This window comes from Flavobacterium suzhouense, assembly GCF_042684765.1.
Classification (GTDB): domain Bacteria; phylum Bacteroidota; class Bacteroidia; order Flavobacteriales; family Flavobacteriaceae; genus Flavobacterium; species Flavobacterium suzhouense.
Map to the genome: position 1 here is coordinate 424,979 of NZ_JBHUMD010000026.1, position 25,407 is coordinate 450,385.

Below are 25,407 nucleotides of genomic sequence, written 5' to 3' on the forward strand. Positions count from 1 at the left end.
AGAAAATATGATATTCGTCATAACAAATAAACGCTCATATTACCTATTTTTGCAACGGTAAAAATTAATAACCCTAAAATTTATATTATGTCATTAGTAGGAAAAAAATTCCCTAGCATTGCTGTTGATGCGATCTCTGAAATGGGAGACAATCTATCAATCAACATTTTCGAAGAAGCAGTAAACAACAACAAAAAAGTACTACTATTCTGGTATCCTAAAGATTTCACTTTTGTTTGTCCAACTGAGCTTCACGCTTTCCAGGCAGCTCTTGGTGAATTCGAAAAAAGAAACACTGTTGTAATCGGTGCATCATGTGACACTAACGAAGTTCACTTTGCATGGTTAAATACTCCAAAAGATAAAGGTGGAATCGAAGGTGTTACTTACCCTCTTCTTGCTGACACTAACAGAAACCTTTCTAATGTACTTGGTATCCTTGATATCGAATCTTCAGAGTACAACGACGAAACGGATTCGGTAATCCTTACAGGTTCTAACGTAACTTACAGAGCTACTTACCTTGTTGACGAAACAGGAAAAATTTTCCACGAAAGCGTTAACGATATGCCTCTTGGACGTAATGTAGCCGAGTATCTAAGACTAATCGATGCATATACGCACGTACAGACTAAAGGTGAAGTATGTCCTGCAAACTGGGAAGAAGGAAAAGAAGCAATGACTGCTGACCGTACAGGTGTAGCTGCTTACCTTTCTGCTAACTAATTAAAAATAAAGATCATGTTGCAAGAACTTGAAAAGGATAATTTGGCAGAGATCGTTGCCGGTAATGAAACTGTTGTAGTACAGTACTCAGCCGGATGGTGCGGTAACTGCAGGATCATGAAGCCAAAATTCAAAAAAATGGCTACTGAAAATGAAAATGTAACGTTTGTAATTGCCGATGCTGAAAATTTCCCTGAATCAAGGAAACTTGCAAAGGTTGATAATCTGCCTACATTTGCTACCTTTAAAAATGGTGCGCTTGTAAATCAGGTACAAACAAATAAAGTCGAAGTTTTAACAGATTTAGTCAATGAAGTTACCAGTAATTAAACACCTTACCCAATTTATTGAGGACAACGACCAGGATTATATCATAGAAACTCTTGAGGTACTTGAAGCACTCACAGAAGTTCCCTCACTAAAAGATGAAGAACTTGATGTTATTGGTGAGCTTATCTCAAACATGTATGGTGCACTCGAGGTAAACAAAATGATTAAAGACGGAACCGACAAAAAAGAAGCCCTGAATACATTTATGAAAAGGGTTCTTGGTGCCATCGACAAAGACTAAGCTTTAGATATTAAAAACGCTTCCGGAAACGGGAGCGTTTTTTTGTTATAGAATTATTAGTTTTACAATCATAAACTATAATCGATGCATCTCTATATAAAAAACATGGTTTGCCCACGCTGCATTACCGCTGTGCGAAATGAACTGGAACAACTTAAACTGACAATTAACTCAGTAGAACTGGGCGAAGCAGAAATAGTTGAAGATTTATCAACTGAAGAGCTGTTACAACTGGAAGAATCACTTAAAAAGCTTGGTTTTGAACTTATTGGCGATCGTAAGGGGCGTATTATAGAACAAATCAAAACTGAAATAGTGTATCTGGTTCATCACTCTGATGAGATAATCAAAACTAATTTATCTACATGGCTATCAGATAAACTTCGTTATGACTATACTTATTTAAGCAATTTGTTCTCGGAAGTAGAAGGAACTACTATCGAAAAATATTATATAACTCAGCGTGTTGAAAAAGTGAAAGAGTTATTAGTTTATGACGAACTTTCACTTGCAGAAATCGCTGATGCTTTGGGATATAGCAGTGCTGCATATCTTTCGAATCAATTTAAAAAAGTAACAGGTCTCACTCCTACTTTCTATAAGTCCATCAAAGAAACAAAACGCAGAAATATAAACGAACTGTAAATCTCGATAATGATTCGAAAAATTCCGTAACTATAGATTTAATTGTTATGACGAAATTTGTACTATAAATCGTAATTAACAATTAACAATGACACATACATATAAAATTGCCGGAATGACATGCGACGGATGTTCAGCAAAAGTGAGCCATCTCATAAAACAATTGTCCAATGTAACTGATGTTGCAATAAATCTTGAAAAAGGTGAAGCAGATATTTCTATGAGTAAACACATAGCTACTCCTGAACTTCAAAATGCCCTTAAAGACTATCCAAAATACCAGCTTTCTGAAATAGAAATTCATTCTCATAAACCTGAAAGAAATATATTTTCAGAACAACAATCCATACAGGAAGATAAAAGAACATGGATAGAAACATACAAGCCTATTGTGTTGATATTTATATATATAACTACAATATCTTTAATTGTTTCTTTAAATGAAGAATCTTTCAAAGAAGAGACATTTATGCGCATTTTTATGGCAGGTTTTTTCCTTACGTTTTCCTTTTTTAAAATGCTTGACTTAAAAGGCTTTGCAGAAAGTTATACCATGTATGACATTGTTGCTAAAAAATTTAATGGTTGGGGTTATATCTACGCTTTTCTTGAATTGGCATTAGGATTAGCTTTTGCAATTAATTTTGATCCGGTCTTTACCAATGCTTTTACTGCAATATTAATGTCGGTTAGCTTAATTGGTGTGCTACAAAGCGTTATGAATAAGAAAAGAATACAATGTGCCTGCCTGGGAGCTGTATTTAACTTACCAATGAGCACTGTAACTATTATAGAAGATGGTATTATGATAGCAATGAGTGTTATTATGCTGGTAATGCTATTATAATCCCTTATAAATGAATAAGAACCCAAACGCTTCCATTTTGGAAGCGTTTTTTATTATAAGCTTAAGAATTTATGTATAATTCCAAAGCAGAAATTGTTACTTTTGCTTTTCTAAAACAATCTAAAATGGCTAATATTTTATTGGGTGGAAACCCTATCTCAACAACTGGAGAATTACCTCAAACCGGTACAAAAGCACCTGACTTTACTCTGGTAAAAACTGATCTTTCAACCGTATCGCTTTCTGATTTCAACGGAAGCAAACTGGTTTTAAACATATTCCCAAGTATTGACACAGGCACTTGTGCTACTTCAGTTAGAAAATTCAATGAGAAAGCTTCAAGCCTACAAAACACAAAAGTATTATGCATTTCACGTGATCTTCCATTTGCACAAAATCGTTTTTGTGGAGCTGAAGGCCTTGAAAATGTAATTTCACTATCAGACTTTAGAGACGGTAGCTTTGGTAATGCTTATGGACTTACTGTTGCTAATGGCCCGCTTCAAGGACTTCATTCAAGGGTAGTTATAGTACTTGATGAGCAGGGTAATGTAAAATATACAGAGCAGGTGGCTGATATAAAAGATGAGCCAAACTATGAAAACGCTCTAGCTGCTCTTTAATAAAACCTTAACTGAATGAAAGATAACAGGTTTGTTATAGGAAGAATGAAAAGTATGGAGTACTCAGTAAAAGGAGCTTATAAGCTTATTACTACTGAGCACAGCGTAATGGTTCAGTTTTTCATTGGTATTGTTGTAACTATAGCTGGTTTTTGTTTTAACATCTCATCAACAGAATGGATGCTGCAAACACTTGCAATAGGACTTGTACTTTCAATAGAAGGTCTGAATACTGCTGCTGAAAAAATAGCTGACTTCATTCATCCCGAATATCATGAAAAAATAGGTTTCATTAAAGATATAGCTTCAGGGGCAGTTTTTTTTGCTGCCATGGCTGCCATTGCAGTGGGCGCAATTATATATTACCCAAAAGTAGTTCTGCTTTTTTAATTATTGATATTTTTACAGTCAAGACACTTATTCTAAATGGCGAAGAGTAAAAAAGAAACATCAGAAAAACCTGTATCAGAAAAGAAAAAATGGACACTATCCCGACAACACAAAGTGCTGATTGGGATTTTGTTCTTTTTATTCTCTATAGCATTATTATTATCATTCATTTCATATTTCCTGTATTGGGAATTTGACCAGAGTACTTTAACTGCTTTTGATGACAGGAAAGAAACCGTAAATAACTGGCTAGGAAAATTTGGAGCTTCGCTTGCGGATTTTTTCCTTTACCACGGCTTTGGTGTGGCCTCTTTTATCCTTATCCGTTTTTTCTTTTTAACCGGTGCTTACCTGGTTTTAGACCTTCCGGTTAAAAAATTAAAGAAAACTCTATTCTGGGATCTTTATCTGGTAATAATAGTGTCAATACTTTTTGGTTTTTTCAATGCATATATCCCTGAATTAGGTGGTGTTATAGGCTTTGAGATGAATCTTTTCATGCAGGATTACCTTGGGAAAATAGGTACTATACTTGTACTTGTTTTTGCTTTATTTGTATTCCTTATTTTTAAAGTAAGAATTTCACCTGATGCAATTAAAACTTTCTTTGAGCGCAAATTTGAAGAAGAAGAAACCGAAGAAGAAAATACTGAAAAAGATGTTATCGTTCCTCCGGTTGCAGTTCAGACCCCTGTAAAGCCTAATGTGGCATTACAACCTGAAAAAAACAACGACCAAGAAGACAATTACAGTGACTATACTGAAGATGAGGAAGACGAGGAACTTGCAAATATTGAATTAAAAACAATTCCAACCCCTCCTCCTCCTCCTTCTCAATTCGAGATTAACAGAGAGGCACTTAAACCTACAATTGAGCACGCATCTGAAATTAATCTTGATCCGGTTAAAACAAAACAGCCGGAGCCACATCACGAAATAATAGAAACCAATGATAAAAATTTTGTCATTGAAAAGATTGAGGAAGAATCTACAGTTGAAGAAAATCTTGCAGCAAGGTTAGTAAAGGATTTTGGTGAGTTTGATCCCACATTAGACCTGTCTAATTATCAGTTCCCTTCTATTGAATTACTTAAGGACTATTCTTCGGGAGGAATTACCATTAACCAGGAAGAGCTTGAAGAAAACAAGAACAGAATTGTAGAAACACTTCGAAATTATAAAATTGACATTGCTCAGATTAAAGCTACTGTAGGGCCAACAGTTACTTTATATGAAATAGTACCCGAAGCAGGTATAAGAATATCTAAGATCAAAAGTCTTGAGGATGATATTGCCCTTTCGTTATCAGCGTTGGGAATCCGTATCATTGCCCCTATACCGGGTAAAGGAACTATTGGTATTGAGGTACCAAACAAGACTCCTACTATGGTTTCAATGAGGAGTGTTATAGCTGCACCTAAATTTCAGACTGCAGAGATGGAGCTACCTATTGCTTTAGGTAAAACAATCTCAAATGAAACATTTGTAGTAGATCTTGCCAAGATGCCTCACCTTCTTATGGCAGGTGCGACCGGACAGGGTAAATCGGTTGGTTTGAATGCAGTTCTTACCTCATTACTTTACAAAAAACACCCTGCTGAAGTAAAATTTGTATTGGTTGACCCTAAAAAGGTTGAACTAACACTGTTTAACAAAATAGAAAGACATTACCTTGCCAAATTACCGGATGATGGTGATGCCATCATTACAGATAATACAAAGGTTATCAATACACTTAACTCACTATGTATTGAAATGGACAACCGTTATAGCCTCCTTAAGGATGCAATGGTTAGAAACATTAAAGAATACAACGAGAAATTCCGTCAAAGGAAACTGAATCCTGAGAATGGACACCGCTTCCTTCCATACATTGTTTTGGTTGTCGATGAGTTTGCTGATCTTATTATGACTGCAGGAAAAGAAGTTGAAACCCCAATTGCCCGTCTGGCCCAGCTTGCGCGTGCTATTGGTATTCACCTGATTATAGCAACACAGCGTCCGTCAGTAAACGTAATTACAGGTATCATTAAAGCCAACTTCCCGGCAAGGATTGCATTCAGGGTAACATCAAAAATAGATTCCCGAACTATTCTTGACAGTCAGGGAGCTGATCAGCTTATTGGTCGCGGAGATATGCTTTACACTCAGGGCAATGACCTGACGCGTGTACAATGTGCGTTTGTTGACACCCCTGAAGTCGAAAAAATAACAGAATTTATCGGTTCACAAAAAGCATATCCACAGGCTTACCATCTTCCTGAATATGTTGGCGAGGAAAGTGGCATCAATCTTGATATGGATATATCTGAAAGAGATTCGATGTTCAGGGATGCAGCAGAAGTAATTGTAACAGCTCAACAAGGCTCTGCCTCATTACTTCAGCGTAAATTAAAATTAGGATACAACAGAGCAGGAAGGCTGATCGATCAGCTTGAAGCTGCCGGTATTGTTGGTCCTTTTGAAGGAAGTAAAGCGCGAAATGTATTAATTCCTGATCTTACAGCTCTTGAGCAGTTTTTCAAAAATGAAGAAAATAACTTTTAGCATGCGTACGATTAAAGGAATATTCCTGTTTTTATTACTTACAATTACCTTAAACCTTCAGGCACAGAATTCTGACAAAGCTAAGGCGTTACTTGATCAGGTAAGTGCTAAGGTAAAAAGCTATGAAAACATTGCTATAGATTTCAGGTACTCTATGAGTAATTCCAGACAAAACCTTAATCAGGAAAGCAAAGGCAGTGTTACTCTAAAAGGAAATCTGTATAAGTTAGATTTCATGGGTACAACCCGGATATTTGACGGTAAAAAGGTCTACAACATCGTTCCTGAAGATGAAGAGATATCAATATCAAAATATGATGATCAGAAAAGCGATGACCTTACTCCTGCTAAGATGTTAACTTTTTTTAATTCGGGTTATAAATATTCATGGGATATACTTCAAAACATTAAGGGAAGAAAAATCCAATATGTAAAGTTAAACCCATTAAATGCAAAAGATAAGACAAAGGAAGTGCTGATAGGTGTTGATGTGCAGACAAAACATATTTACAATTTTATTCAGACAGAAAAGGATGGTACTAAAATACTCATTACAATAAATTCTTTTAAAACAAATCAGCCTTTGTCAAAAAATCATTTTACCTTTACCGAAAGTAAATACCCTAACTACTATATTAATAGATTAGACTAATTTTTGGTGAAAATATTAGACCGTTACATCCTTACTTCGTTCATTCAGACCTTTGCGTCGGTATTTATTATCCTGTTTTTCATTTTTGTATTACAGGCTATATGGCTTTTTATCGCTGAACTGGCAGGTAAAGATCTTGATATATGGTTAATCATTAAGTTTTTGGCTTTCTATGCTCCAAAAATTGTTCCTTTGGTATTACCACTTTCTATACTGTTGGCATCAATCATGACCTTTGGTAATTTCGCAGAGAATTATGAGTTTGCTGCCATGAAATCTTCAGGCATTTCACTGAACAGAGCCATGCGTAGCCTGACTATATTTATTTTTGCACTTAGCATTGTTGCTTTCTTTTTTGCAAATAATGTGATCCCTAAAGCAGAATATAAATTTATCAATCTCCGAAAAAATATCATTCAGCGTAAACCTGCTATGGCAATAGCCGAAGGCCAGTTCAACGCAATTGGGAACTTCAATATTAAAGTTGATAAAAAATCAGGTGAAAATGGCGAAAAACTCTCAGGCGTTACCATTCACAAAAGAAATCCGGGAGCATCTTATGCTACTATCATACGCTCTAAAACCGGACTTTTAAAAAGTAATGACAAATCAAATTTACTTCAGCTCGAGCTATTTGATGGTTATTATTATGAAGAAGTAAATTCTAAAAATCCAGTTGAGCGCCAAAAACAGCCTTTTGCTAAAAGTAGCTTCTCTAAACAGGTGATGAACATCGATCTTACCATGCTTAACTCTAATGACATGGACGATGAAAAAATTGCCAACACCAATACGATGTTAAATATCAACGAATTGAGATATACTCTCGATTCACTTGAAACAAACTATACCAAAGAATCAAAAAGCATTGCCGACAACATTAACCAAAGATATAATGTAACGCTTAATGAAAATATTACGTCTAAAAACATTGGTTTAATAGATTCTTCTGTTGTCAAAAACAGTATGCCGAAAAATCTTCTTGATCTGGTAAAAGATGAAAAAGACAAAGTAAGAGTTCTTGAGAATGCAAAAAATAACATCAATAGCTCTGAATTTTTTATGGTTTCCGGAAAAGCGCAGCTTTTTGATAAAACTAAAAACATTAATGGACACTGGCTCGCTCTTTATGAAAAATTTGTAATTGCTTTCTCATGTCTGCTGATGTTCTTTATTGGGGCTCCGTTGGGCGCTATCATCCGTAAAGGAGGACTTGGACTCCCTATAGTATTTGCGGTACTAATATTTATTATTTTCCATTTCATAAATACATTTGGAAGAAAATTAGCCAGCGAAAATGGTATCCCTCCTTTCCTGGGATCGTGGATGTCATCTTTTGTACTAACTCCTTTTGCAATACTCTTAACATACAGAGCAACTAATGATAAAGGAGTAAGCATCAATTTTGACTGGTTAACAACTCCATTTGAAAAATTATTTAAATCAAAATCAAAAGAACACAAATAATGTCGACTGATATAAAAATTAAACTTAATACCATTGAAGAAGCCATTGAGGATATTCGTAATGGTAAAATCATTATAGTTGTTGATGACGAAGACCGTGAGAATGAAGGTGATTTTCTTGCTGCTGCTGACAAAGTAACACCGGAAATGATAAACTTTATGGCAACACATGGAAAGGGACTTATATGTACCCCCTTAACTGAAAAACGCTGTAAAGAACTTGGGCTTCATCCTATGGTAAGTAATAATACCGATTCAATGGAAACTGCATTTACTGTATCGATAGACCTTAAAGGAAAAGGGGTAACTACAGGAATTTCGGCTCAGGATAGATCCAAGACAGTTGAAGCACTTACTGATCCCGATACAAAACCACATGATTTAGGAAGACCGGGACACATATTCCCTCTTATTGCTAAAGAAGGTGGTGTTTTAAGAAGAACAGGACACACAGAAGCGGCTATTGATTTTGCCAGACTTGCCGGATTCAAACCGGCTGGGGTTATCTGTGAGATTATGAACGAAGACGGTACAATGGCACGCTTACCGGAATTGTATGAAGTTGCTCAGAAATTTGATCTTAAACTGGTATCTATAGAAGATCTTGTTGCCTACAGAATGCAACATGACAGTCTTATTCAGAAAAAAGAGGATTTTGAAGTAGAAACACGCTTTGGAACCTTCCGTATGAGAGCTTATGTACAAACTACAAATAAGCAAGTTCATATTGCTCTTACAAAAGGCAGCTGGAACATAGGCGAACCGGTATTGACGAGAATAAACTCAACCCAGATAAATAATGATATTCTGGGTACACTTACCAATAATGCTGATACCAAACTTGACAATATGTTTAAACGTATTAATGAAGAAGGTAAAGGAGCTATTCTGTTTATTAACCAGGAGACCTCTCCTATTGAATTACTGGGGCGCATAAAAGAACTTAAAGAATTACAGTCACAAGGCATAAATAAAGCACCACAGCCTAAAATGGACGACAGAGACTTTGGTATAGGTGCTCAGATCTTACATGATATTGACATCTCTAAAATACGTTTACTAACCAATTCCGGACAGACAAAACGTGTTGGAATGATTGGTTACGGCCTTGAAATAACAGAATACGCAGAATTTTAAAAAAAACTTTCATTCTTAAATATTAGGTAATGAAATGTTTAGGAAATAATGAAAAATAAAATGTGTTTTAAAGCAAAATAGTTTTTGGGAAAACGAAAAACCTTACTATATTTGCAACCGCAATGAGGGAACAAATTGCAACACATATTGGAGGAATGGCAGAGTGGTCGATTGCGGCAGTCTTGAAAACTGTTGACTGTAACAGGTCCGGGGGTTCGAATCCCTCTTCCTCCGCTTAAAAAAGCCCTTTAGATTTTTATCTAAAGGGCTTTTTGTTTTACCTGTTTTGACTACATATAATTAAGAAACTACATTTAAAATTTTAAATAATTTATTGACTAAATAGTTTAGTTTTTGATCTGTAATTTTTTATTAAAAAATAAAGGCTTATTCATTTGCAAAACCGAAAAACCTTACTATATTTGCAACCGCAATGAGGGAACGAATTGCAAGACATATTGGAGGAATGGCAGAGTGGTCGATTGCGGCAGTCTTGAAAACTGTTGACTGTAACAGGTCCGGGGGTTCGAATCCCTCTTCCTCCGCTTAAAAATAAAACCCTTTAAATCAAAAAGATTTAAAGGGTTTTTAATTTATGCTAACTATAACAAAGTATAGATATCAACATAAAGAAAGACAGTGACTCATAAACTGTATTCAATAGTATCTGCTAAAAAATATCAGGATCACCTTTACCTTCTCTAATTACTATAGGCTCATCACCTGATAAATCAATAATAGTTGAAGCTACATTGTCTCCATATCCTCCATCAATAACAGCATCAACAAGATTTTGCCATTTTTCAAATATTAGTTCAGGATCAGTTAAATATTCTAACACCTCGTCTTCGTCATAAATAGATGTTGAAACGATGGGATTTCCTAACTGACGTACAATTTCTAATGCTATATTATTGTCAGGGACACGAATACCTACGGTTGTTTTCTTTTTAAATTCCTTTGGGAGATTATTATTTCCGGGAAGAATAAATGTATAAGGTCCCGGCAATGATCTTTTAAGTATTTTAAAAGTCGAAGTATTTATCTGCTTTACATAATCTGAAAGATTACTTAAGTCGCTACAAACAAAAGAAAAATTTGCTTTATCTAGCTTAACACCTTTAATCCTGGCAATTCGCTCTAAAGCTTTAGAATTAGTAATATCACAACCCATTCCATATACGGTATCAGTAGGATAAATAATAAGACCGCCGTCACGTAAAATCTTTACTACGCGATCTATCTCTCTCTCATTAGGGTTCTCTGGATAAATCTTTATAAACTGAGCCATTGGAATAGTAATTTGTAGTTTTGGTTAAGACAATAAATTTAGTCATTCTGTATGAATAGTTACGTTAAAGCAAACATAAACGTTTATCAATCATAATTTTAAAAATACCTATTTATTGGGATTTTATTTATTGCTAGAACTTGGTAGCTTTATAAAAACATTTAATATTATGAAAACAAGACAATTACTAAATGTTATAGGTATCTTCATCGTGGTGATTAATTCGGTATCCGTAACAGCTCAAAGCGTACAAAAATTCACCATAAATAATAAAACCTACTATGGGACAAAAGCAATACCTGAAGAAATTAAAGGCTATTACCAATATGAAAAAACCAAACAGCCTATAGTAGAAATTAACGAAGACGGTATGGGACAATTTCAGAAGCACGGTGTTAAAGCATATCCTGTAGAATACTGGGTACAGACCGATGAAAACGGTGTGATTCAAAAAGTAAAAAGTGAGGTCAATAATAATTATCAGGTGGTGCTTATTCTTTTATATGGCAGTAATGGTGAAACAGGATGGAGAGGAGAAAGCGCAGGAACTTATGATCGCATTGAAGCTACTGTAGCCTATGACCAGGGTTATGTAATTATACTTGGAGAAAGATTTAAGAAAATCAATTAAATCTTTCAAACCAATCGTATTAAAGCGTACTTATCCGAATACATATATTTTATTTTAAATCTATTCCGCAGAAGCATAAGTTATATAAGCATTTATATTAGTTATGCTTCTACTCTATTTCTTATGTATAAAGTATTAGAATTAAGCATGAAATTACACAATTTTATTTTTTCAAAATTCTATTGTCATTTGAAATTTTATTAATTACTTTGCAAAACAAAGTTCTTTACAATATCTTTCTGGTCTCAACTTTTAATTATAAATTATGGTCTCACAATCAGTAAGGCTATTTTTTTCAACATTTACTTTGTATATCAAAGTACTATTAAGTAATAAATATGAAAACAACCACCCTAACCAAAACATTCAGCAGGCATTATATTTTATTTGCCCTAGCAGCTTTCTGCATAGCACTTTTACTTCTGAGGGCAAAGATCACACAGTCAATATTTTTCTTTTTTCTGATTTGGAATCTGTTTCTTGCTTATACTCCACTGGCAATAACATCTCTGATGCGACAGCAAAGCTATTTAATGAAAAAATGGTATTGGTTCACTCCTGCACTACTTTTATGGCTTGTCTTACTTCCTAACGCGCCATACATCATTACAGACTTCATTCATCTGAAAAAAGAGACTAATGTTCCTGTATGGTTCGAAATACTGCTTATAGCATCATTTTCAACATGTGGTATGCTTTTCGGACTTGCATCCATGAAAGATATGTTTACAATGATATTAAAACGTACAACTGAGCGAATCGCCTGGATTGCGTTGGCAATAGTCTCAATACTTTGCGGATTTGGTATGTATGTTGGTCGCTTTCTGAGATACAACACCTGGAACATTTTACAAAAACCGTACGCATTAACCGTAGATATATTATGTAGCCTTACTAACGTCGAAACCTGTAAGCCGGCATGGGGCATTACTTTAGGATTTGGCATACTTATGTTCCTGCTCTTCAATTTATATCATACACCAAAAACTAAAAAAAATTTATAACAACACTTTGCATTTCAAAGTAAATTAATAATCAATATGGTAGCAATAACGAATTTAATTGACACGCTAATCGATAACAAAAAAGCTTCCGTTACAATGGATGAGCTAATCAGTTATCCAAAAGACACTCTGGGTTTTCATGTGGGTAATTTTCTTTTCAATCACAGCCATGATGCTCAACCACAGCCCGAAATGATTGATATATTGAGGGTTCTCATCAATGAAGAAGTATCAGATAAAGAAGAGATTGCTATGCATTTCTATCTGTTTGGTAATGGCGACCTGGCATTAAAGAATCTTTTTGTAATTCTGACAGGTTCTCTGCTCTACCCTTTTAAAATAAGGTATTTCTATAAAAGATACAAAGATGGAAAAAATGCCCTGCGTTTTTATGACCTGAACCATTTCAGGATGCTCCACTTACCACTAGAAAGAATTAAAGACACTTTTTTAATCCGATAATTATGGAGTATAGATTAACTCAGTTATTAAGGCTGCCAGTATGGTTATTTGGTATATCCTTTACGTTTGGTACACTTTTATTTTTATTGAATTTATTTGGAGATAGTGACATAAAGGAGCTTTCTTATCCAATAGGTATTTTATATATACTAACAGCTGCCTTTATTAACGCCTCAGTATTTGCAGCATTGATTATTTGTTCGTTCATTTTTAAGGAACAGCAAAACAGAGTTTTACAACACGCGGCAATATTATCCGTAAACATACCTATAGCCATACTGTATGCATATATCGTCCTTAACGATCCTTTCGGACTAAAAAATCATTATTAATCACAAAATAAACAATCATGGAAACATACGAAGACATTATAGAAAACAGGGTTGACCTTATACTGCTTCTAAGTAATTGGATATTTAAAATTACGCTGGGAATTGGTAGTCTCTTGTTTCTACTGCTGTGGGCAATTAATGATAATACTTATTTAATAAACGTCGGAATATTCTACACAGTAATAGCCTTTGTTATAAATGCAATCGCCTTTCTATCATTAATAATATTCTCATTTATATATTCTTATTATCAAAAATCAATTCTACTTAAAGCAGGTATGCTATTGCTCAATCTTCCTATAGCATTTTCTTATCTGTACTTAGGAATATCATACCTAAGTTCTAAATCTCCTTACTAAAAACTAATAATAAAACCAATATCAATCATGGAAACAAATCAAAGTCATCATTCATCACCGCTTCAACAGCCAGGTCAAACTACAAATTTCTTTCAGTCAAGTACTGCAAAAATTTTAATGGTAGGGCTTCTTACACTTGTTTTACTTATTCCATTGCAATACGTTAAAAGCTTAATTTTTGAACGTTCAGAACGTCAAAAAGAAGTTGTAAACGAGATTAACAGCAAATGGGGTGGACAAGTTTACTTTTGCGGTCCTATCCTAAAAGTACCCTATAGCACTTATACAGAAAACAAACTGATTGATGAAAAAACCAAGCAGGTAACCATCCAGCGTTCAAGAATAGATCAGTTTGCTTATTTCTTGCCGAACGAACTGAATGCCGATGTTAATGTAAACACGCTTCAAAAGAACAGAAGCAATTATGAATCTGTGGTATACAACTCCGCTATGAAATTTAAAGGCAACTATACCTACCCTTCTTTTGGCGATAATGCTTTACCGGAAAACATACATTGGGATAAAGCAACTATACTGATTAAAACCAATAATATAAAAAGCATTACCGGAGGTGTTACTGTAAATATAGGCGGAAAGAAATATTCATTTGAGCCGGCTCCAAGCGATAAAGAAAATGATACTCTTTCTTCATTAGAAACCCAACCTGTAAATCTAACAACAGCCTTCACTACAGGCCCGGCTTCATTTGACCTGAACATCAATTACAAGGGAAGTGAAAAAATTGCTATCGTTCCTATAGGTAAAATGACACATGCATCAATGACTTCTAACTGGCCTTCACCCAGCTTTGATGGCAGTTTTCTACCGGAAAACAGCAATATAACCGAAAAAGGTTTCTCCGCAAACTGGAAGGTATCACACTTAAACAGAAGTTTCGGTCAGCAACATTTTGGATCCCTGCCCAACCTTCAGGCAAATACTTTTGATGTAAAATTCCTTATCCCCGTAAACCAGTACCAACAGAACGAACGAGCCGCAAAATATGGTTTCCTTGTTATTGGACTTACCTTTCTTGTATTTTTCCTTATCCAGTCGGTAAGTAAAATAGCAATACACATATTTCAATATTCCATGATAGGTTTGGCTCTTATTATGTTCTACACTTTGCTTATTTCAATCACTGAACACAGTACCTTCAGACTTGCTTACATTATTGCAGGAATATCTGTAGTAGTTATGATTGCACTTTATTCGATCTCCATTTTAAAAAACAAAAAATTTCCGGTCTTTATAGCTATATCATTAAGTGCGCTGTACAGTTTTATTTATGTAATTATTCAACTCGAAAATTATGCATTACTAGTTGGAAGTATTGGGCTATTCGCCATATTGGGTGCGGTAATGTACTTCTCCCGTAAAATTGAATGGAAATAACCTTAACCAATCAACCTGATCCATTCAAAAAAGAAACCCTGACCGGATTCGGTCAGGGTTTCCCACTTTATATATAACAATTATAACTATTTAAGTTCTTTTACACGAATGAGCACATCAGACTCAAGATTAGTAACAACACCTTTAACGGTTATGTTATCTCCTACTTTAACAGTCCTGTATTGTTTAGGATCATCAAGATTAGGAATGCTTATTGTCGCTGCAAAATTACTTCCTTTAGCTGTAGTTATTTTTGCAGTATAACCATCTTTACCCTGATTGATCTCTGTTACTTTCCCGGTAACTTCAATAATATCATTGTCGATATGTTCAGTAACGGGTTCTGCTGCAGGTGCAGGTACAGATACTGTATCTACAACTTCCTGAACTGCCGGTTCTGCTGTTGTAGTTCCTTCTGCTTTTTTATTGCACGATACCGTTAAAATAGCAGCTGCTACAAACGCTATTGATAAAAATTTAATCTTCATATTAGCTTCTTTTACTCAAAGATAAGGCTTTTCGTATTAATGAATGTTAGCTTATTATAAAAAAAGCGGCTGCAATTTGCAGCCGCTATTATATCTATCAGTAAGACAGTTTATTAATGTCCCCCTGAAATCTTTTTATCAAAGTCGATACCCTGGCTTCTTAAGATACCTTTTACTTTCCATGCATAGAAAGCAAGATAAGCGAAACAGATAACACCAACGATATAACTTATTTTAATATTAGTAGCATCTGCAACGGCACCTTGTATAAGACTAACGATACCTCCACCACAGATCATCATAATAAGGAAGTTACTTCCCTGAGTTGTTTTATGTCCAAGACCACTTACCGCAAGGGTAAAGATACAAGGCCACAAAGTACTACAGAATAATCCAACACTTGTAAACGCATATACAGATACCATACCTGTAGTAGCCATACCAGTAAGCAATGCTACAATACCAAGTCCTGAAAAAAGCAATAACATTCTGGCAGGATTACCTTTACTGGTAAAGTCTGCAGCTATAAGAACCAATAGAATCAGTCCATAAACGTAGAAAGGAGCAAGATCATGATCCATGAATGCATTCACTCCCAAAAATACGCCAAAAGCCAAATATGGAGCAATAAATTTAAATACCTTCTGTAATGACACATTATCAGTAAATGCCTCAACAGCACCTCCCCAACGGCCAATCATTAAACTTGCCCAATATAAAGATATATATGGAGCAACACTGCTTGTTAAGAAGCCAAGATCTTTTTCAAGATATGCAGGTAAATTAGCTGCTGTAGATACTTCAACTCCAACATAAAGGAATATAGCCAGCATACCCATTAAAAGCTGTGGATAGTTAAGTACCGATTTTTTTGTTTCAACAGTTTCTTCTTTCACACCTTCTTCTAAAGGCGGGTGATTTGGTAAAGAAGAAAATTTAAGAAGTATGGCAACCAGTACAAAAGCAGCACCAAGACAAAGATAAGGTACTTTTACACTTTCTACACTTACGTCTGCATTAGCTTCAGATACGGCTCCAAAAATTGCAAAACTCACAATAAGCGGACCGATCGTAGTACCAAGATTATTAATACCTCCGGCAAGAGTTAATCGCTGCGAACCTGTAGTAATAGGCCCTAAAGCAATCGCCAATGGATTGGCAACTGTTTGCTGTAACGAAAAACCAAGTGCAACAATAAACAGACCTGAAAGCATTAATGGGAATGACCCCATATTTGCTGCCGGATAAAATAATAGTGTTCCTGCTGCTGAAATAAGAAGTCCCAGTGCCAGAGAGTTTTTATAACCAAGACGTTCTACAATATCTTTTTTAGTAATAGCAGATATAGCGATGTAAATAAGTGAACCTACAGTATAGGCTACATAAAATGCAATAGCCACAAGCATACTTTCTGTTTGCCCAAGATTAAAGGCTTTCTTAAATACCGGAATCAGGATATCGTTACTCGCCGCAACGAAACCCCAAAAGAAGAAAACGGTTACCAGAGGAATAAACTGGCCCCATTTGGTTTGTGAATTTTCAGAACTCATAAGTGATGTTTAAAATGTTAATGTGAATGTTTATTTGGGTTATAGATGTTTACGTTTTTATTCTGATTTTTTTATTTCTGTTGATGGACCAATGCCATTATTATTAAAAGCCTCTATCCTGAAATAATAAGCATCGCTTCTATCCAGCCCGCTAAAATAATACTCATTTTTGCCATATACCATAATTGAGCCATATAATTTTTCAGGAGATTTACCAAAATAGATAACATAACCATCTGCATTGGGCTCCTGCTGCCATTTAAACCATACATTTCGGCGTTCTCCTTTTATTCTTGGTGCCGAACGCAACGGAACAAAATTCTGAACCATCCCGGGCATTTGTCCAGATCCCTTACCGAATACCCTTAGTCCGCTTAAAGCAAACTTCCCGGTAGGCATTCCATGATTCTCTAGTTTTATAAAACGTGCTGTAACAGGTTTTTGAAGTTCGATATAATCATGCGGAACGTCTTTTGTATTTTTACTTTTATCAACAAGCTCAGTCCATTTCTTACCATCCATTGATGAATAAATAATGTATTTATGTCCTGTTGTTGATGAAGGTTTCCCCATTAGTTCCGTGTCCTGATCGGCATAATTTATCTGGATGGCATTAATAGTAGAGGTTTCACCCAGGTCAGAGATAACATATTCTCCCTTGTTGGCTGTCTTAGCAGACCAATATGTTTTTATATCCTCATCATTGATATAATTAGCCTGATACCCCCCTAGTGTAGATGATACCTGTAGTGGTTTGTTGTAATTCAACAGCATCCATCCCGAGAAAGAAGACAAGCCTGAGTGGCTTTTATTTTGTGATGGCAGGAAGGTTGGGTAATCTCCATATGCAGTATTAGAATAAAGCTCTCCATCCGCATCAAATCTCGAAGGCCAGATACCTAAGCGTCTTTCAAAATTATTTTTGGTAGATATCACTACCGTAGAAACATGCCAGTAATCATTATTGTTATCCTGATAGGTTGCACCATGCCCTGCCCCTCTTGCAAAACCACCCGGTTTATAGGAAAACGGATTGAAAGACTGATACTCAAAAGGACCAAGAGGATTATTACCTACGTAAACACCATCCGCATAACCACTGAATTCCGTTCCGGGAGCACCATATTGCAAATAGTATTTACCATTATGTTTTGTCATAAAAGCACCTTCGGTGAACGGTTGCAAAAAGGTATTATCGTTATGTTCGCCAAAGCGTTCCCAGCCATGCTCATCATCATTAAGTGCTAATACCGGAATAACATCGCCTTCAGGCTGAAAGGTTTTGCGATTCAGTTTAACGCCATATAGCGGATACAGGTTACTCGAGCCGTAGTACAGGTATACTTCATCTTTTTCTTTGTCCCAGAATATATAGGGATCCCAGGCGCCGGCTTCAAATTTATGCACCAATTCTTTCCAGTCATCTACTTTTGGATTCGTACTCATCCAGATAGGAAATTCTTTGGTATGTGTAGAACCCACAACCAGCAAAGTATCGTTTACAAATGAAACCGACGGTGCGCAAAGCTCATCATACACTTTATGTTCAGGTCTAAGGAATTTGCGTGGAATGAATGTCCAGTCCAGCATATTATCACTATGCCAGTAGCCCCATTGGTTTGTTGAGAACAGATAATATTTATCCTGAAAATAAGTAATTACAGGATCGGCAGTTGCACGATGTTTACCCTGTTTTACAAAATCCGGTATTGGGCAGTAACCATAATCTATGTTTATAGGGTTACAGTAGGTTTTTTGCTGGCTATAGCCAAAAGATAACGCTAAAATTGCTATTGCTGTGATATACTTTTTCATCGTATTAAAATGATTTTAGCCCGACAGGCATAAAGTCAGATTTGATTTTAAGTAAATGGCCAATAGAAATTTTCATTGTCAAAAATTTTCTAAATATAACCATTAGTTAACGTTTTATAATAAATCAATCTGCTAAAAAACTTATCGAATTTTAAACTTGTCTTTATTTTTTTAAGGAATTCTATCGTTTGAGGTGAGGATAATTTAAAAATTAAAAAGGCCATCATGTGAGAGATGGCCTTGAAAGTGAAGATCAACAAAATTTAAACTCACATAACTAACACAAACTTATCGTTTAATCCTGTGGCAGAACTACCTCCTACAAACACCTCAAAGTCTCCGGGCTCTGCTACAAATTTCATATCTATGTTATAAAACCTCAAATCATCCGATGAGATTTCAAATTCTACTGTTTGTTTCGTTCCTTTTTTGAGTAAAAGCTTTTTAAAGCCTTTTAGTTCTTTTACAGGACGGGTTACTGAACCTACAACATCTTTAACGTAAAACTGTACTACTTCCTCTCCATCATAATTTCCTGTATTGGCTACATCAACCGATATTTTCAGTTTTCCATTTGCATTAAGAGTATTCGATGAAAGCTTTAAATTAGAATATTCAAACTTGGTGTAGCTCAATCCATAACCGAAAGGATAAAGTGGACTGTTATCTGAATCAATATACCTCGACTTGTATTTTTGCTCAGGATCTTTTGCTCCTAAATACGGCCTTCCTGTATTCTTGTGGTTATAGTAAATTGGCACCTGCCCTACACTTCTTGGAAATGTCATCGGCAACTTACCTGATGGATTATTGATTCCATACAGGGTTTGCGCAACAGCCTCCCCACCCATAGTTCCCGGATACCATACTTCAAGTATAGCATCCATATTGTCGTTTTCCCATGATAGCGTTAAAGGTCTTCCGTTCATTAATACCAGAACAATTGGTTTACCCAATTTTTTAAGTTCAGCTAAAAACTCTTTCTGAATCCCCGGCAGATCAATATTAGTACGTGATGCAGCTTCACCTGTCATATTCTCAAACTCACCCATAACTGCCACGATAACATCGGAATTTCGGGCATTGTCAAGCGCCTTTTGCATCATGTCCTTACGGGCATCAACAATTTCAACACCTTTATCAAAAGTTACCTTACCCTTTTCGGTAATCATTTTGTTTACGGCTTCCTGAATACTGGTAGCATATCCTGTCCTGTCGCCGGTTGCTGCCCACGATCCTATAATATTCCAGTCATCACCCACTAATGGGCCAACAAAAGCGATCTTCTGTTCTTTACGCAATGGCAGTGTTCCATTGTTCTTTAACAAAACCATCGATTTATTTGCCGCATATAACGCAGCGTCAAGGAATTCTTTTTTATAAATGGTCGATTTTTCACGTTTCTCATCATTGTATAAATACGGATCATGGAAAAGTCCTAAATCATATTTAGCTTCCAGTATTCTTCTACAGGCATCATCAATTTGCGCCTGAGTTACTTTACCCTGATTCAAAAGTTTCTTTAGGTTTTTAAGGTAAATCCCGCCTACCATATCCATATCAACTCCCGCTTTTAGGCTTAATTCTCCTGCATTCGCAGAATCCTTAGCAAAACCGTGTGGGATAAGTTCGTTAATGGCAGTATAATCCGTTACTACAAATCCGTTGAATTTCCATTCTCCTTTTAAAATGTCCCTTAAAAGGAATTTACTTCCCGTTGCAGGAACCCCTGCAATCTCATTGAAAGAAGTCATAAATGTTGCAACTCCTGCATCAACTGTTGCTTTAAATGGAGGCAGATACGTTTCGCGTAATACCCTCTCACTCATGTCAACAGTATTATAGTCACGTCCGGCTTCAGCAGCACCATAAGCGGCAAAGTGTTTAGTACAGGCAAGTATTGTATTAGTAGCCATCAGGTCTTCACCCTGAAAACCTTTTACTCTTGCAAAAGCCATTTTAGATCCCAGGTAAGTATCCTCCCCTGCACCTTCAGAAACACGTCCCCAACGAGGATCGCGTGCAATATCAACCATCGGTGCAAAAGTCCAGTGTACTCCCGAAGCAGCAGCTTCAGCAGCAGCAACTTCCGATGAACGTTTTGCAATATCAAGATCCCAACTTGCGGTTTCACCTAACGTAATTGGGAAAATGGTTCTGTAGCCATGGATAACATCATAACCAAACAGTAAAGGTATCTTTAGCCTAGAATTGTCTAAGTTTAATTTTTGGAGCTTACGGGTATATTCTACCCCCGTAGCATTCAGTATCGAACCTACATTTCCTTTTTTTATCTCGTCTATAAAATTATCCCCGCCTTTAGGCCCTGTTACGGTACCATCGGCAGTAAACTGAACCAATTGCGCTATTTTTTCGTCAATGGTCATTTTTGCCATGAGTTCAGAAACAAACTCATTGCGGGGTTTAATCTTAGCCGGTTTGGTCTTTTGGGCATATATTGATGCCGAACAGGCCAATAAAAGGAAAATGGTATTTGTAAATTTCATTGTGTGAATTTTGAATAGTCTTGTTTTTTGAAATTAATTCAGCGGATGCTGTGTCGATTGAAAGCCTAATGTCAGTAATCCCTGTTTTACTTCAGGAGCCTGCATGAACAGATTCCATAGCATTCCGGTTCTGTAGTTTTCAATCATAGGTGCAATGGTACCCTGATCTATTGCCAGATAGCGTTTTGTTACCCAGTCATAATGTGGAGAGAAAGCATCATACGGTCCTGCAACTCCTATAAGTTTGTCTTTCCAGTCCTTATTCTCATAAAAGAATCGAAGTGCTTTCATACACTCTTCAGGCGCATAAGGAAATGATGATAATGCTGCGGTAGGAGAAATAACCCCTTTATCATTAACCGGAGAATGCGCATTATAACCTGTTGTACCGTTAGAATTTCTCGAATAACTGGCTGTAAGTCCCCAACAGCTATCACTATAACCCGTCCATTGCCATGGATTAGCAACACAATAGGCATACATTATTTTTGTGTGGTTCTGAACCAGATCCATGTAATTAGCATAAGTATCAGACAATCCTCTCGGATCGAGTCCTAGATAAGAGTAATGTGACCAAAACATTGGCCCTACATTACCTGTTGCTCCGTTATAATTGAATATAACAGGAATATTATATCGTGAACCTGAGTGCTTAATCCCGCCACTCCTTGCCCAGCCTTCATGATAAGGTGCCGCTGTAATAGGATGTGTAGGCGATGCCGCTGCCATTATATAGGTGATAAGGCATTCATTATAACCCTCAAGCTTAAAATTCTTAACCCATTCATAATTTGGTGACCAATGCCAATAAAGAACATTTTCGCCGCCTTTAGTATACCAGTCCCACTCAACACCTTTCCAAAGTTCATCGGCCTGTTGAGCCAGAGCCTGTTCTTCGGCAGAGCCATTTTTAAAATATTCGCGAACACATATCAGTGCTTCGCATAAAAATGAGGTTTCTACAAGATCTCCTCCATTATCATCGTTTCCAAAAGGTACAACATGTCCGTTTGTACCATTTATCCAATGCGGCCATGCGCCGTGAAATCTATCTGCATTTTCCAGAAAATTTAATGAAGTCTGTAATCGGGCTACAGCTTCACCACGAGGAACAAATCCTCTTTCTATACCTACCAGTATGGTCATGATACCAAAACCGGAACCTCCGGTAGTCACAAGGTTTTTATCTAGTGAAGTATCATCAACATGATAACGTTCACGTGCCAGTTTAGAGTTGGTCTCTGCATAGTCCCAAAAATATTTGAGTGCATCTTTTTGAGCTAAATCAAGGATTTGCTCATCAGTAAGGGTTTCTGCCACAGGTGGTGTGGTAGTATCATTATCATCACTCTTGGAGTCACACGATGAACACGACATACAAAAAGTCAGGATAATAAAAAGGTGTACTATTTTCACAACAGTTGTTTTTTAGATTGATGATATTTTTTGGGATTAGCAATATAATTGGGGGCAATATTGCTCAGTAAAAAAATAGGATATAATTACCGGTAGGTATACTACCGGTAATTAATTTAAAAATTTGAATTATCTGCCAGCTTTTTCAAGCTCATAAAGCGATCCAATTTCAGCTTGTGAAAGTGCTTTCTTCCAAACTCTCATTTCATCAAGTTGTCCTGTCATTGCTTTATCCCAAGATTCTGTAGCCGTACCATTAGCTGTAGTACCAAAAGCTCCAATTACCGGGAAAGTAGGCGTAGTAAATGCTAATGCCGGAGAATCTGCTGCACCACGATCTTCCCATTTAGGATTAGATATTTTTACCCCATTTACATATACCTTAAACATTCTGGTAGTGCCATCCCATGTAAGTACTGCGTGGAACCATTGTCCACCAACTTTATTTGCATAGGCTACGTGGTCGGTATCATTAGGTCCGTTATTCGCATTCTCATCCATTTGATTTTGATCAAGTTTAATAGTGTTTCTTGAATCCTGCCATCCAAGGGCATTATTAGAAACAATTTGTCCTTTTACAGTTAGAGAGTCAGACGTTGCCTGAGCCCAACCTGTCTCAGAAAGGAAGTTTACATTCCCTGCCCATTCTCCGGGGCGTGTTAATGAAAGGAATACTGAACCTGAAGCTCCGTTGTTTGATACTTTTGCCCATGTACTTATTGAAAAGCTTGTAAGCGAATTGCTTAGAGATGCAATTGATGGATATTTAAGAAAGCCTTGTGCTAATGTAGCTCCATCGCCTTTAATACCTGCTGAATAAGTAACATTAGGGCTTGAGCTTGGCATAGTACCAGAAACGTTTTCTTTACCGTCTCCATTAAGTGGCCAATAAGCAATAAGGTCTGCTGCTCCTATTTCATCAGCACTATTATAACCTCCAATAGGTGGCAGCTTAGTTCCGCTATCATCGTCACCACAAGAAGTAAGTAACATACCTGATGTAGCCATCAGTGAAAACGCTAAAATTTTGATTGTCTTCATAATAAATAAATTTAAATTAAGTGTTAGTATTAGTATCCGTTGTTTTGAATTAATTTTCCTCCGCTAACTGTAATCTGAGGCTGTGGTATTGGAAACACCTCATGCTTTCCTACCACAAAAGTTTTACCTACTGCCGACATAGCACTCACTCCCTGTCCGGTTCTTACAATGTCAAACCATCTGTCGTGTTCCATTGCCATCTCTAGTCGGCGTTCTTTATAGATTTGTGCCAGTGTTACCGTACCTAAATCATCAAGCCCTGCCCTGTCTCTTATCTCATTGATCCTATCAGTTGCTTCACCTGTATTACCTATGTTAAAAGCTGCCTCTGCCCTGATAAGCAGTATATCGCTATACTTAAGTATTCGCAGGTTTTTACCTGTCATACCTTTATTAATCCAGGTCTCGGCAATACTGCTTTGGTACGCTTTATAATTATATCTTGAATTTGTCCAAGATGTTGGTGCTACAAAACCATCCCAAAGAACAGATGGTACAAACATTATAGTAGCATCTTTTCTAACATCTCCTGATTCATATGCGTTTACAAGATTATCAGAAGGTGTATTGAAGCCCCAGCCTAAGTCAGGAGTACCCCTTGGTCCCTGTACATCAGTATAACCATTTATACCAAGTGCGGCAGTTGCCTGAACTTCAAATATAGATTCTGAACCATTTTCACCTGCTTCTCTCCAAACCTGCGCATAGTCGGCAAGCAGACTATATTGACCGGATGATATAACTTCTCCCGACATATCAAAAGCATCCTGCCAGCGTTGCTGGTATAAGTAAGCTTTTGCCAAAAGGGCTTGTGCCGCCCCTTTACTTGCCCTCCCTAAATCAGTAGGTGCATATTGCGATTTTAAAGGAAGCTTCTCTATAGCATCTTTAAGATCTATTTCAATCTGGGCATAGACTTCTTCTTTAGTTTTTTTGGTGAATACCTCTTCATTTATTGTGCTTGTATCATTAAGATCTATATTCCCTAAAACAACAGGAACCCCTCCAAAACATCTTACAAGATCAAAGTACCACATAGCTCTTAAAAACTTAGCTTCACCTACCAGCCTGTTTTTTAAAGACGCTTCAAGATTTACTTTTTCTAAATAGAAAATAGCATTGTTAGCTCTGTAAATCCCGGCATACCTACTTCTCCATACATCATTGAATGAAACATCAGTAGCATCAAATGTCAGGTCATCAAGCTTCTTTTTATCTGTACCGGAATCACCCGGAGTAGAACCTTTATCTGCATCATCTGAAGTAATACTGGTTATACCAATCCATGAAAATGAATTCATATCATAGTCCAGAAGTTTACTGTATACCCCATTAATTAACTGAACTGCGTTTTTAGGATCTTTTAAAAAGTCTTCTTCACTCATAGAATCCCTGGGATCAACATTCAAATCGTCTTCACATGAGATAAAAACCAGTGAAGACATCACTATCCCTATCGCTATAGCCCTACCGGCAGGAGTCATTTTTATATTTAGTATATTTAATTTCATG

Annotated in this window: 24 protein-coding genes and 2 tRNA genes; 18 read left to right on the forward strand and 8 right to left on the reverse strand. The window is 36.4% G+C overall.

All coding sequences use genetic code 11. From position 1 onward, the window contains the following. Positions 1-87: 87 nt before the first annotated feature. The 13 genes from ACFSR3_RS12685 (at position 88) to ACFSR3_RS12745 (ending at position 10,149) form a co-directional block, all read left to right on the forward strand. The gene (locus ACFSR3_RS12685) at positions 88-726 is read left to right on the forward strand and encodes a peroxiredoxin (protein ID WP_114756695.1); all 639 of its coding nucleotides are present in this window, start codon (positions 88-90) and stop codon (positions 724-726) included. 15 nt (positions 727-741) lie between these two features. Beyond that, positions 742-1,056, forward strand: a complete 315-nt coding sequence (locus ACFSR3_RS12690) for a thioredoxin family protein (RefSeq protein ID WP_114756696.1) — start codon at positions 742-744, stop codon at positions 1,054-1,056. Next, positions 1,037-1,297, forward strand: a complete 261-nt coding sequence (locus ACFSR3_RS12695) for a DUF6952 family protein (RefSeq protein ID WP_114756697.1) — start codon at positions 1,037-1,039, stop codon at positions 1,295-1,297. Before ACFSR3_RS12690 ends, ACFSR3_RS12695 begins: the two co-directional genes overlap by 20 nt. An 84-nt stretch (positions 1,298-1,381) precedes the next feature. Beyond that, positions 1,382-1,942, forward strand: a complete 561-nt coding sequence (locus ACFSR3_RS12700; RefSeq protein WP_379821423.1) for a helix-turn-helix domain-containing protein — start codon at positions 1,382-1,384, stop codon at positions 1,940-1,942. Positions 1,943-2,030: 88 nt separating this feature from the next. Continuing rightward, complete coding sequence (locus ACFSR3_RS12705) at positions 2,031-2,789, forward strand: heavy-metal-associated domain-containing protein (RefSeq protein ID WP_379821424.1); 759 nt, start codon at positions 2,031-2,033, stop codon at positions 2,787-2,789. A 125-nt stretch (positions 2,790-2,914) separates the two neighbouring features. After that, entirely contained in the window at positions 2,915-3,412 is a 498-nt protein-coding gene (gene tpx, locus ACFSR3_RS12710) for a thiol peroxidase (protein ID WP_114756965.1), read from the forward strand. Positions 3,413-3,427: 15 nt separating this feature from the next. Further along, positions 3,428-3,802 (forward strand): diacylglycerol kinase family protein, encoded by a 375-nt coding sequence (locus tag ACFSR3_RS12715; protein ID WP_114756701.1) that lies wholly within the window; start codon positions 3,428-3,430, stop codon positions 3,800-3,802. A gap of 36 nt (positions 3,803-3,838) precedes the next feature. Beyond that, positions 3,839-6,349, forward strand: coding sequence for a DNA translocase FtsK (locus ACFSR3_RS12720; protein ID WP_379821426.1), 2,511 nt, complete (start codon positions 3,839-3,841; stop codon positions 6,347-6,349). Beyond that, positions 6,330-7,001 carry a LolA family protein gene (locus ACFSR3_RS12725; protein WP_379821427.1) on the forward strand — a complete coding sequence of 224 codons (672 nt, stop codon included), beginning with the start codon at positions 6,330-6,332 and terminating at the stop codon, positions 6,999-7,001. Before ACFSR3_RS12720 ends, ACFSR3_RS12725 begins: the two co-directional genes overlap by 20 nt. A 6-nt stretch (positions 7,002-7,007) precedes the next feature. Next, positions 7,008-8,468, forward strand: coding sequence for an LptF/LptG family permease (locus ACFSR3_RS12730; RefSeq protein ID WP_379821430.1), 1,461 nt, complete (start codon positions 7,008-7,010; stop codon positions 8,466-8,468). Further along, positions 8,468-9,604, forward strand: coding sequence for a 3,4-dihydroxy-2-butanone-4-phosphate synthase (gene ribB, locus ACFSR3_RS12735; protein WP_379821432.1), 1,137 nt, complete (start codon positions 8,468-8,470; stop codon positions 9,602-9,604). Before ACFSR3_RS12730 ends, ribB begins: the two co-directional genes overlap by 1 nt. Positions 9,605-9,753: 149 nt before the next feature. Then, positions 9,754-9,838 (forward strand) — tRNA-Ser (locus tag ACFSR3_RS12740). Between the two features lie 226 nt (positions 9,839-10,064). Then, positions 10,065-10,149: transfer RNA gene (locus ACFSR3_RS12745), tRNA-Ser, on the forward strand. A gap of 125 nt (positions 10,150-10,274) precedes the next feature. Here the strand turns inward: ACFSR3_RS12745 and ACFSR3_RS12750 are convergent. After that, complete coding sequence (locus ACFSR3_RS12750) at positions 10,275-10,895, reverse strand: L-threonylcarbamoyladenylate synthase (protein ID WP_114756734.1); 621 nt, start codon at positions 10,893-10,895, stop codon at positions 10,275-10,277. A 169-nt stretch (positions 10,896-11,064) separates the two neighbouring features. On the opposite strand from ACFSR3_RS12750, the gene ACFSR3_RS12755 reads away from it, so the two are divergent. The 5 genes from ACFSR3_RS12755 to creD all read left to right on the forward strand — a co-directional run bounded on the left by ACFSR3_RS12755 (position 11,065) and on the right by creD (position 15,078). Beyond that, a complete protein-coding gene (locus tag ACFSR3_RS12755; protein ID WP_379821433.1) occupies positions 11,065-11,526 on the forward strand; it encodes a hypothetical protein in 462 nt (153 codons plus the stop codon). 338 nt (positions 11,527-11,864) lie between these two features. Continuing rightward, complete coding sequence (locus ACFSR3_RS12760; protein WP_379821435.1) at positions 11,865-12,530, forward strand: DUF1361 domain-containing protein; 666 nt, start codon at positions 11,865-11,867, stop codon at positions 12,528-12,530. A gap of 36 nt (positions 12,531-12,566) precedes the next feature. After that, positions 12,567-12,992 carry a hypothetical protein gene (locus ACFSR3_RS12765; RefSeq protein ID WP_379821436.1) on the forward strand — a complete coding sequence of 142 codons (426 nt, stop codon included), beginning with the start codon at positions 12,567-12,569 and terminating at the stop codon, positions 12,990-12,992. A 2-nt stretch (positions 12,993-12,994) separates the two neighbouring features. Then, positions 12,995-13,324, forward strand: coding sequence for a hypothetical protein (locus ACFSR3_RS12770; protein ID WP_379821437.1), 330 nt, complete (start codon positions 12,995-12,997; stop codon positions 13,322-13,324). A gap of 386 nt (positions 13,325-13,710) precedes the next feature. Beyond that, complete coding sequence (gene creD / locus ACFSR3_RS12775; protein ID WP_379821439.1) at positions 13,711-15,078, forward strand: cell envelope integrity protein CreD; 1,368 nt, start codon at positions 13,711-13,713, stop codon at positions 15,076-15,078. A gap of 86 nt (positions 15,079-15,164) precedes the next feature. Here the strand turns inward: creD and ACFSR3_RS12780 are convergent, their stop codons facing one another. From ACFSR3_RS12780 to ACFSR3_RS12810, 7 genes are all read right to left on the reverse strand, one after another. Beyond that, positions 15,165-15,566, reverse strand: a complete 402-nt coding sequence (locus ACFSR3_RS12780) for a hypothetical protein (RefSeq protein WP_379821440.1) — start codon at positions 15,564-15,566, stop codon at positions 15,165-15,167. A 113-nt stretch (positions 15,567-15,679) separates the two neighbouring features. Beyond that, positions 15,680-17,116 carry an MFS transporter gene (locus tag ACFSR3_RS12785; RefSeq protein ID WP_379821441.1) on the reverse strand — a complete coding sequence of 479 codons (1,437 nt, stop codon included), beginning with the start codon at positions 17,114-17,116 and terminating at the stop codon, positions 15,680-15,682. Between the two features lie 57 nt (positions 17,117-17,173). Next, positions 17,174-18,931: a family 43 glycosylhydrolase gene (locus ACFSR3_RS12790; protein ID WP_379821444.1), complete on the reverse strand. Its 1,758-nt coding sequence runs from the start codon at positions 18,929-18,931 to the stop codon at positions 17,174-17,176. A 269-nt stretch (positions 18,932-19,200) separates the two neighbouring features. Beyond that, positions 19,201-21,438: a beta-glucosidase BglX gene (gene bglX, locus ACFSR3_RS12795; RefSeq protein ID WP_379821446.1), complete on the reverse strand. Its 2,238-nt coding sequence runs from the start codon at positions 21,436-21,438 to the stop codon at positions 19,201-19,203. A 33-nt stretch (positions 21,439-21,471) separates the two neighbouring features. Then, positions 21,472-22,815, reverse strand: coding sequence for a glucoamylase family protein (locus ACFSR3_RS12800; protein ID WP_379821599.1), 1,344 nt, complete (start codon positions 22,813-22,815; stop codon positions 21,472-21,474). A 168-nt stretch (positions 22,816-22,983) separates the two neighbouring features. Then, positions 22,984-23,895, reverse strand: coding sequence for a LamG domain-containing protein (locus ACFSR3_RS12805; RefSeq protein WP_379821448.1), 912 nt, complete (start codon positions 23,893-23,895; stop codon positions 22,984-22,986). Between the two features lie 29 nt (positions 23,896-23,924). Further along, entirely contained in the window at positions 23,925-25,406 is a 1,482-nt protein-coding gene (locus tag ACFSR3_RS12810) for a RagB/SusD family nutrient uptake outer membrane protein (RefSeq protein WP_379821449.1), read from the reverse strand. Position 25,407 lies beyond the last annotated feature (1 nt).

Bases quoted from the DNA above. Each gene is read 5' to 3' on its own strand.
- ACFSR3_RS12765 (WP_379821436.1), top strand. From the start codon at position 12,567: ATGGTAGCAATAACGAATTTAATTGACACGCTAATCGATAACAAAAAA.
- ACFSR3_RS12760 (WP_379821435.1), top strand. From the start codon at position 11,865: ATGAAAACAACCACCCTAACCAAAACATTCAGCAGGCATTATATTTTA.
- ACFSR3_RS12780 (WP_379821440.1), bottom strand. From the start codon at position 15,566: ATGAAGATTAAATTTTTATCAATAGCGTTTGTAGCAGCTGCTATTTTA.
- ACFSR3_RS12715 (WP_114756701.1), top strand. From the start codon at position 3,428: ATGAAAGATAACAGGTTTGTTATAGGAAGAATGAAAAGTATGGAGTAC.
- ACFSR3_RS12695 (WP_114756697.1), top strand. From the start codon at position 1,037: ATGAAGTTACCAGTAATTAAACACCTTACCCAATTTATTGAGGACAAC.
- ACFSR3_RS12800 (WP_379821599.1), bottom strand. From the start codon at position 22,815: ATGTCGTGTTCATCGTGTGACTCCAAGAGTGATGATAATGATACTACC.
- ACFSR3_RS12690 (WP_114756696.1), top strand. From the start codon at position 742: ATGTTGCAAGAACTTGAAAAGGATAATTTGGCAGAGATCGTTGCCGGT.
- bglX (WP_379821446.1), bottom strand. From the start codon at position 21,438: ATGAAATTTACAAATACCATTTTCCTTTTATTGGCCTGTTCGGCATCA.
- ACFSR3_RS12810 (WP_379821449.1), bottom strand. From the start codon at position 25,406: ATGAAATTAAATATACTAAATATAAAAATGACTCCTGCCGGTAGGGCT.
- ACFSR3_RS12790 (WP_379821444.1), bottom strand. From the start codon at position 18,931: ATGAAAAAGTATATCACAGCAATAGCAATTTTAGCGTTATCTTTTGGC.
- ACFSR3_RS12685 (WP_114756695.1), top strand. From the start codon at position 88: ATGTCATTAGTAGGAAAAAAATTCCCTAGCATTGCTGTTGATGCGATC.
- ACFSR3_RS12805 (WP_379821448.1), bottom strand. From the start codon at position 23,895: ATGAAGACAATCAAAATTTTAGCGTTTTCACTGATGGCTACATCAGGT.
- ACFSR3_RS12755 (WP_379821433.1), top strand. From the start codon at position 11,065: ATGAAAACAAGACAATTACTAAATGTTATAGGTATCTTCATCGTGGTG.
- ACFSR3_RS12720 (WP_379821426.1), top strand. From the start codon at position 3,839: ATGGCGAAGAGTAAAAAAGAAACATCAGAAAAACCTGTATCAGAAAAG.
- creD (WP_379821439.1), top strand. From the start codon at position 13,711: ATGGAAACAAATCAAAGTCATCATTCATCACCGCTTCAACAGCCAGGT.
- tpx (WP_114756965.1), top strand. From the start codon at position 2,915: ATGGCTAATATTTTATTGGGTGGAAACCCTATCTCAACAACTGGAGAA.
- ACFSR3_RS12700 (WP_379821423.1), top strand. From the start codon at position 1,382: ATGCATCTCTATATAAAAAACATGGTTTGCCCACGCTGCATTACCGCT.
- ACFSR3_RS12725 (WP_379821427.1), top strand. From the start codon at position 6,330: ATGAAGAAAATAACTTTTAGCATGCGTACGATTAAAGGAATATTCCTG.
- ACFSR3_RS12705 (WP_379821424.1), top strand. From the start codon at position 2,031: ATGACACATACATATAAAATTGCCGGAATGACATGCGACGGATGTTCA.
- ACFSR3_RS12770 (WP_379821437.1), top strand. From the start codon at position 12,995: ATGGAGTATAGATTAACTCAGTTATTAAGGCTGCCAGTATGGTTATTT.
- ribB (WP_379821432.1), top strand. From the start codon at position 8,468: ATGTCGACTGATATAAAAATTAAACTTAATACCATTGAAGAAGCCATT.
- ACFSR3_RS12750 (WP_114756734.1), bottom strand. From the start codon at position 10,895: ATGGCTCAGTTTATAAAGATTTATCCAGAGAACCCTAATGAGAGAGAG.
- ACFSR3_RS12785 (WP_379821441.1), bottom strand. From the start codon at position 17,116: ATGAGTTCTGAAAATTCACAAACCAAATGGGGCCAGTTTATTCCTCTG.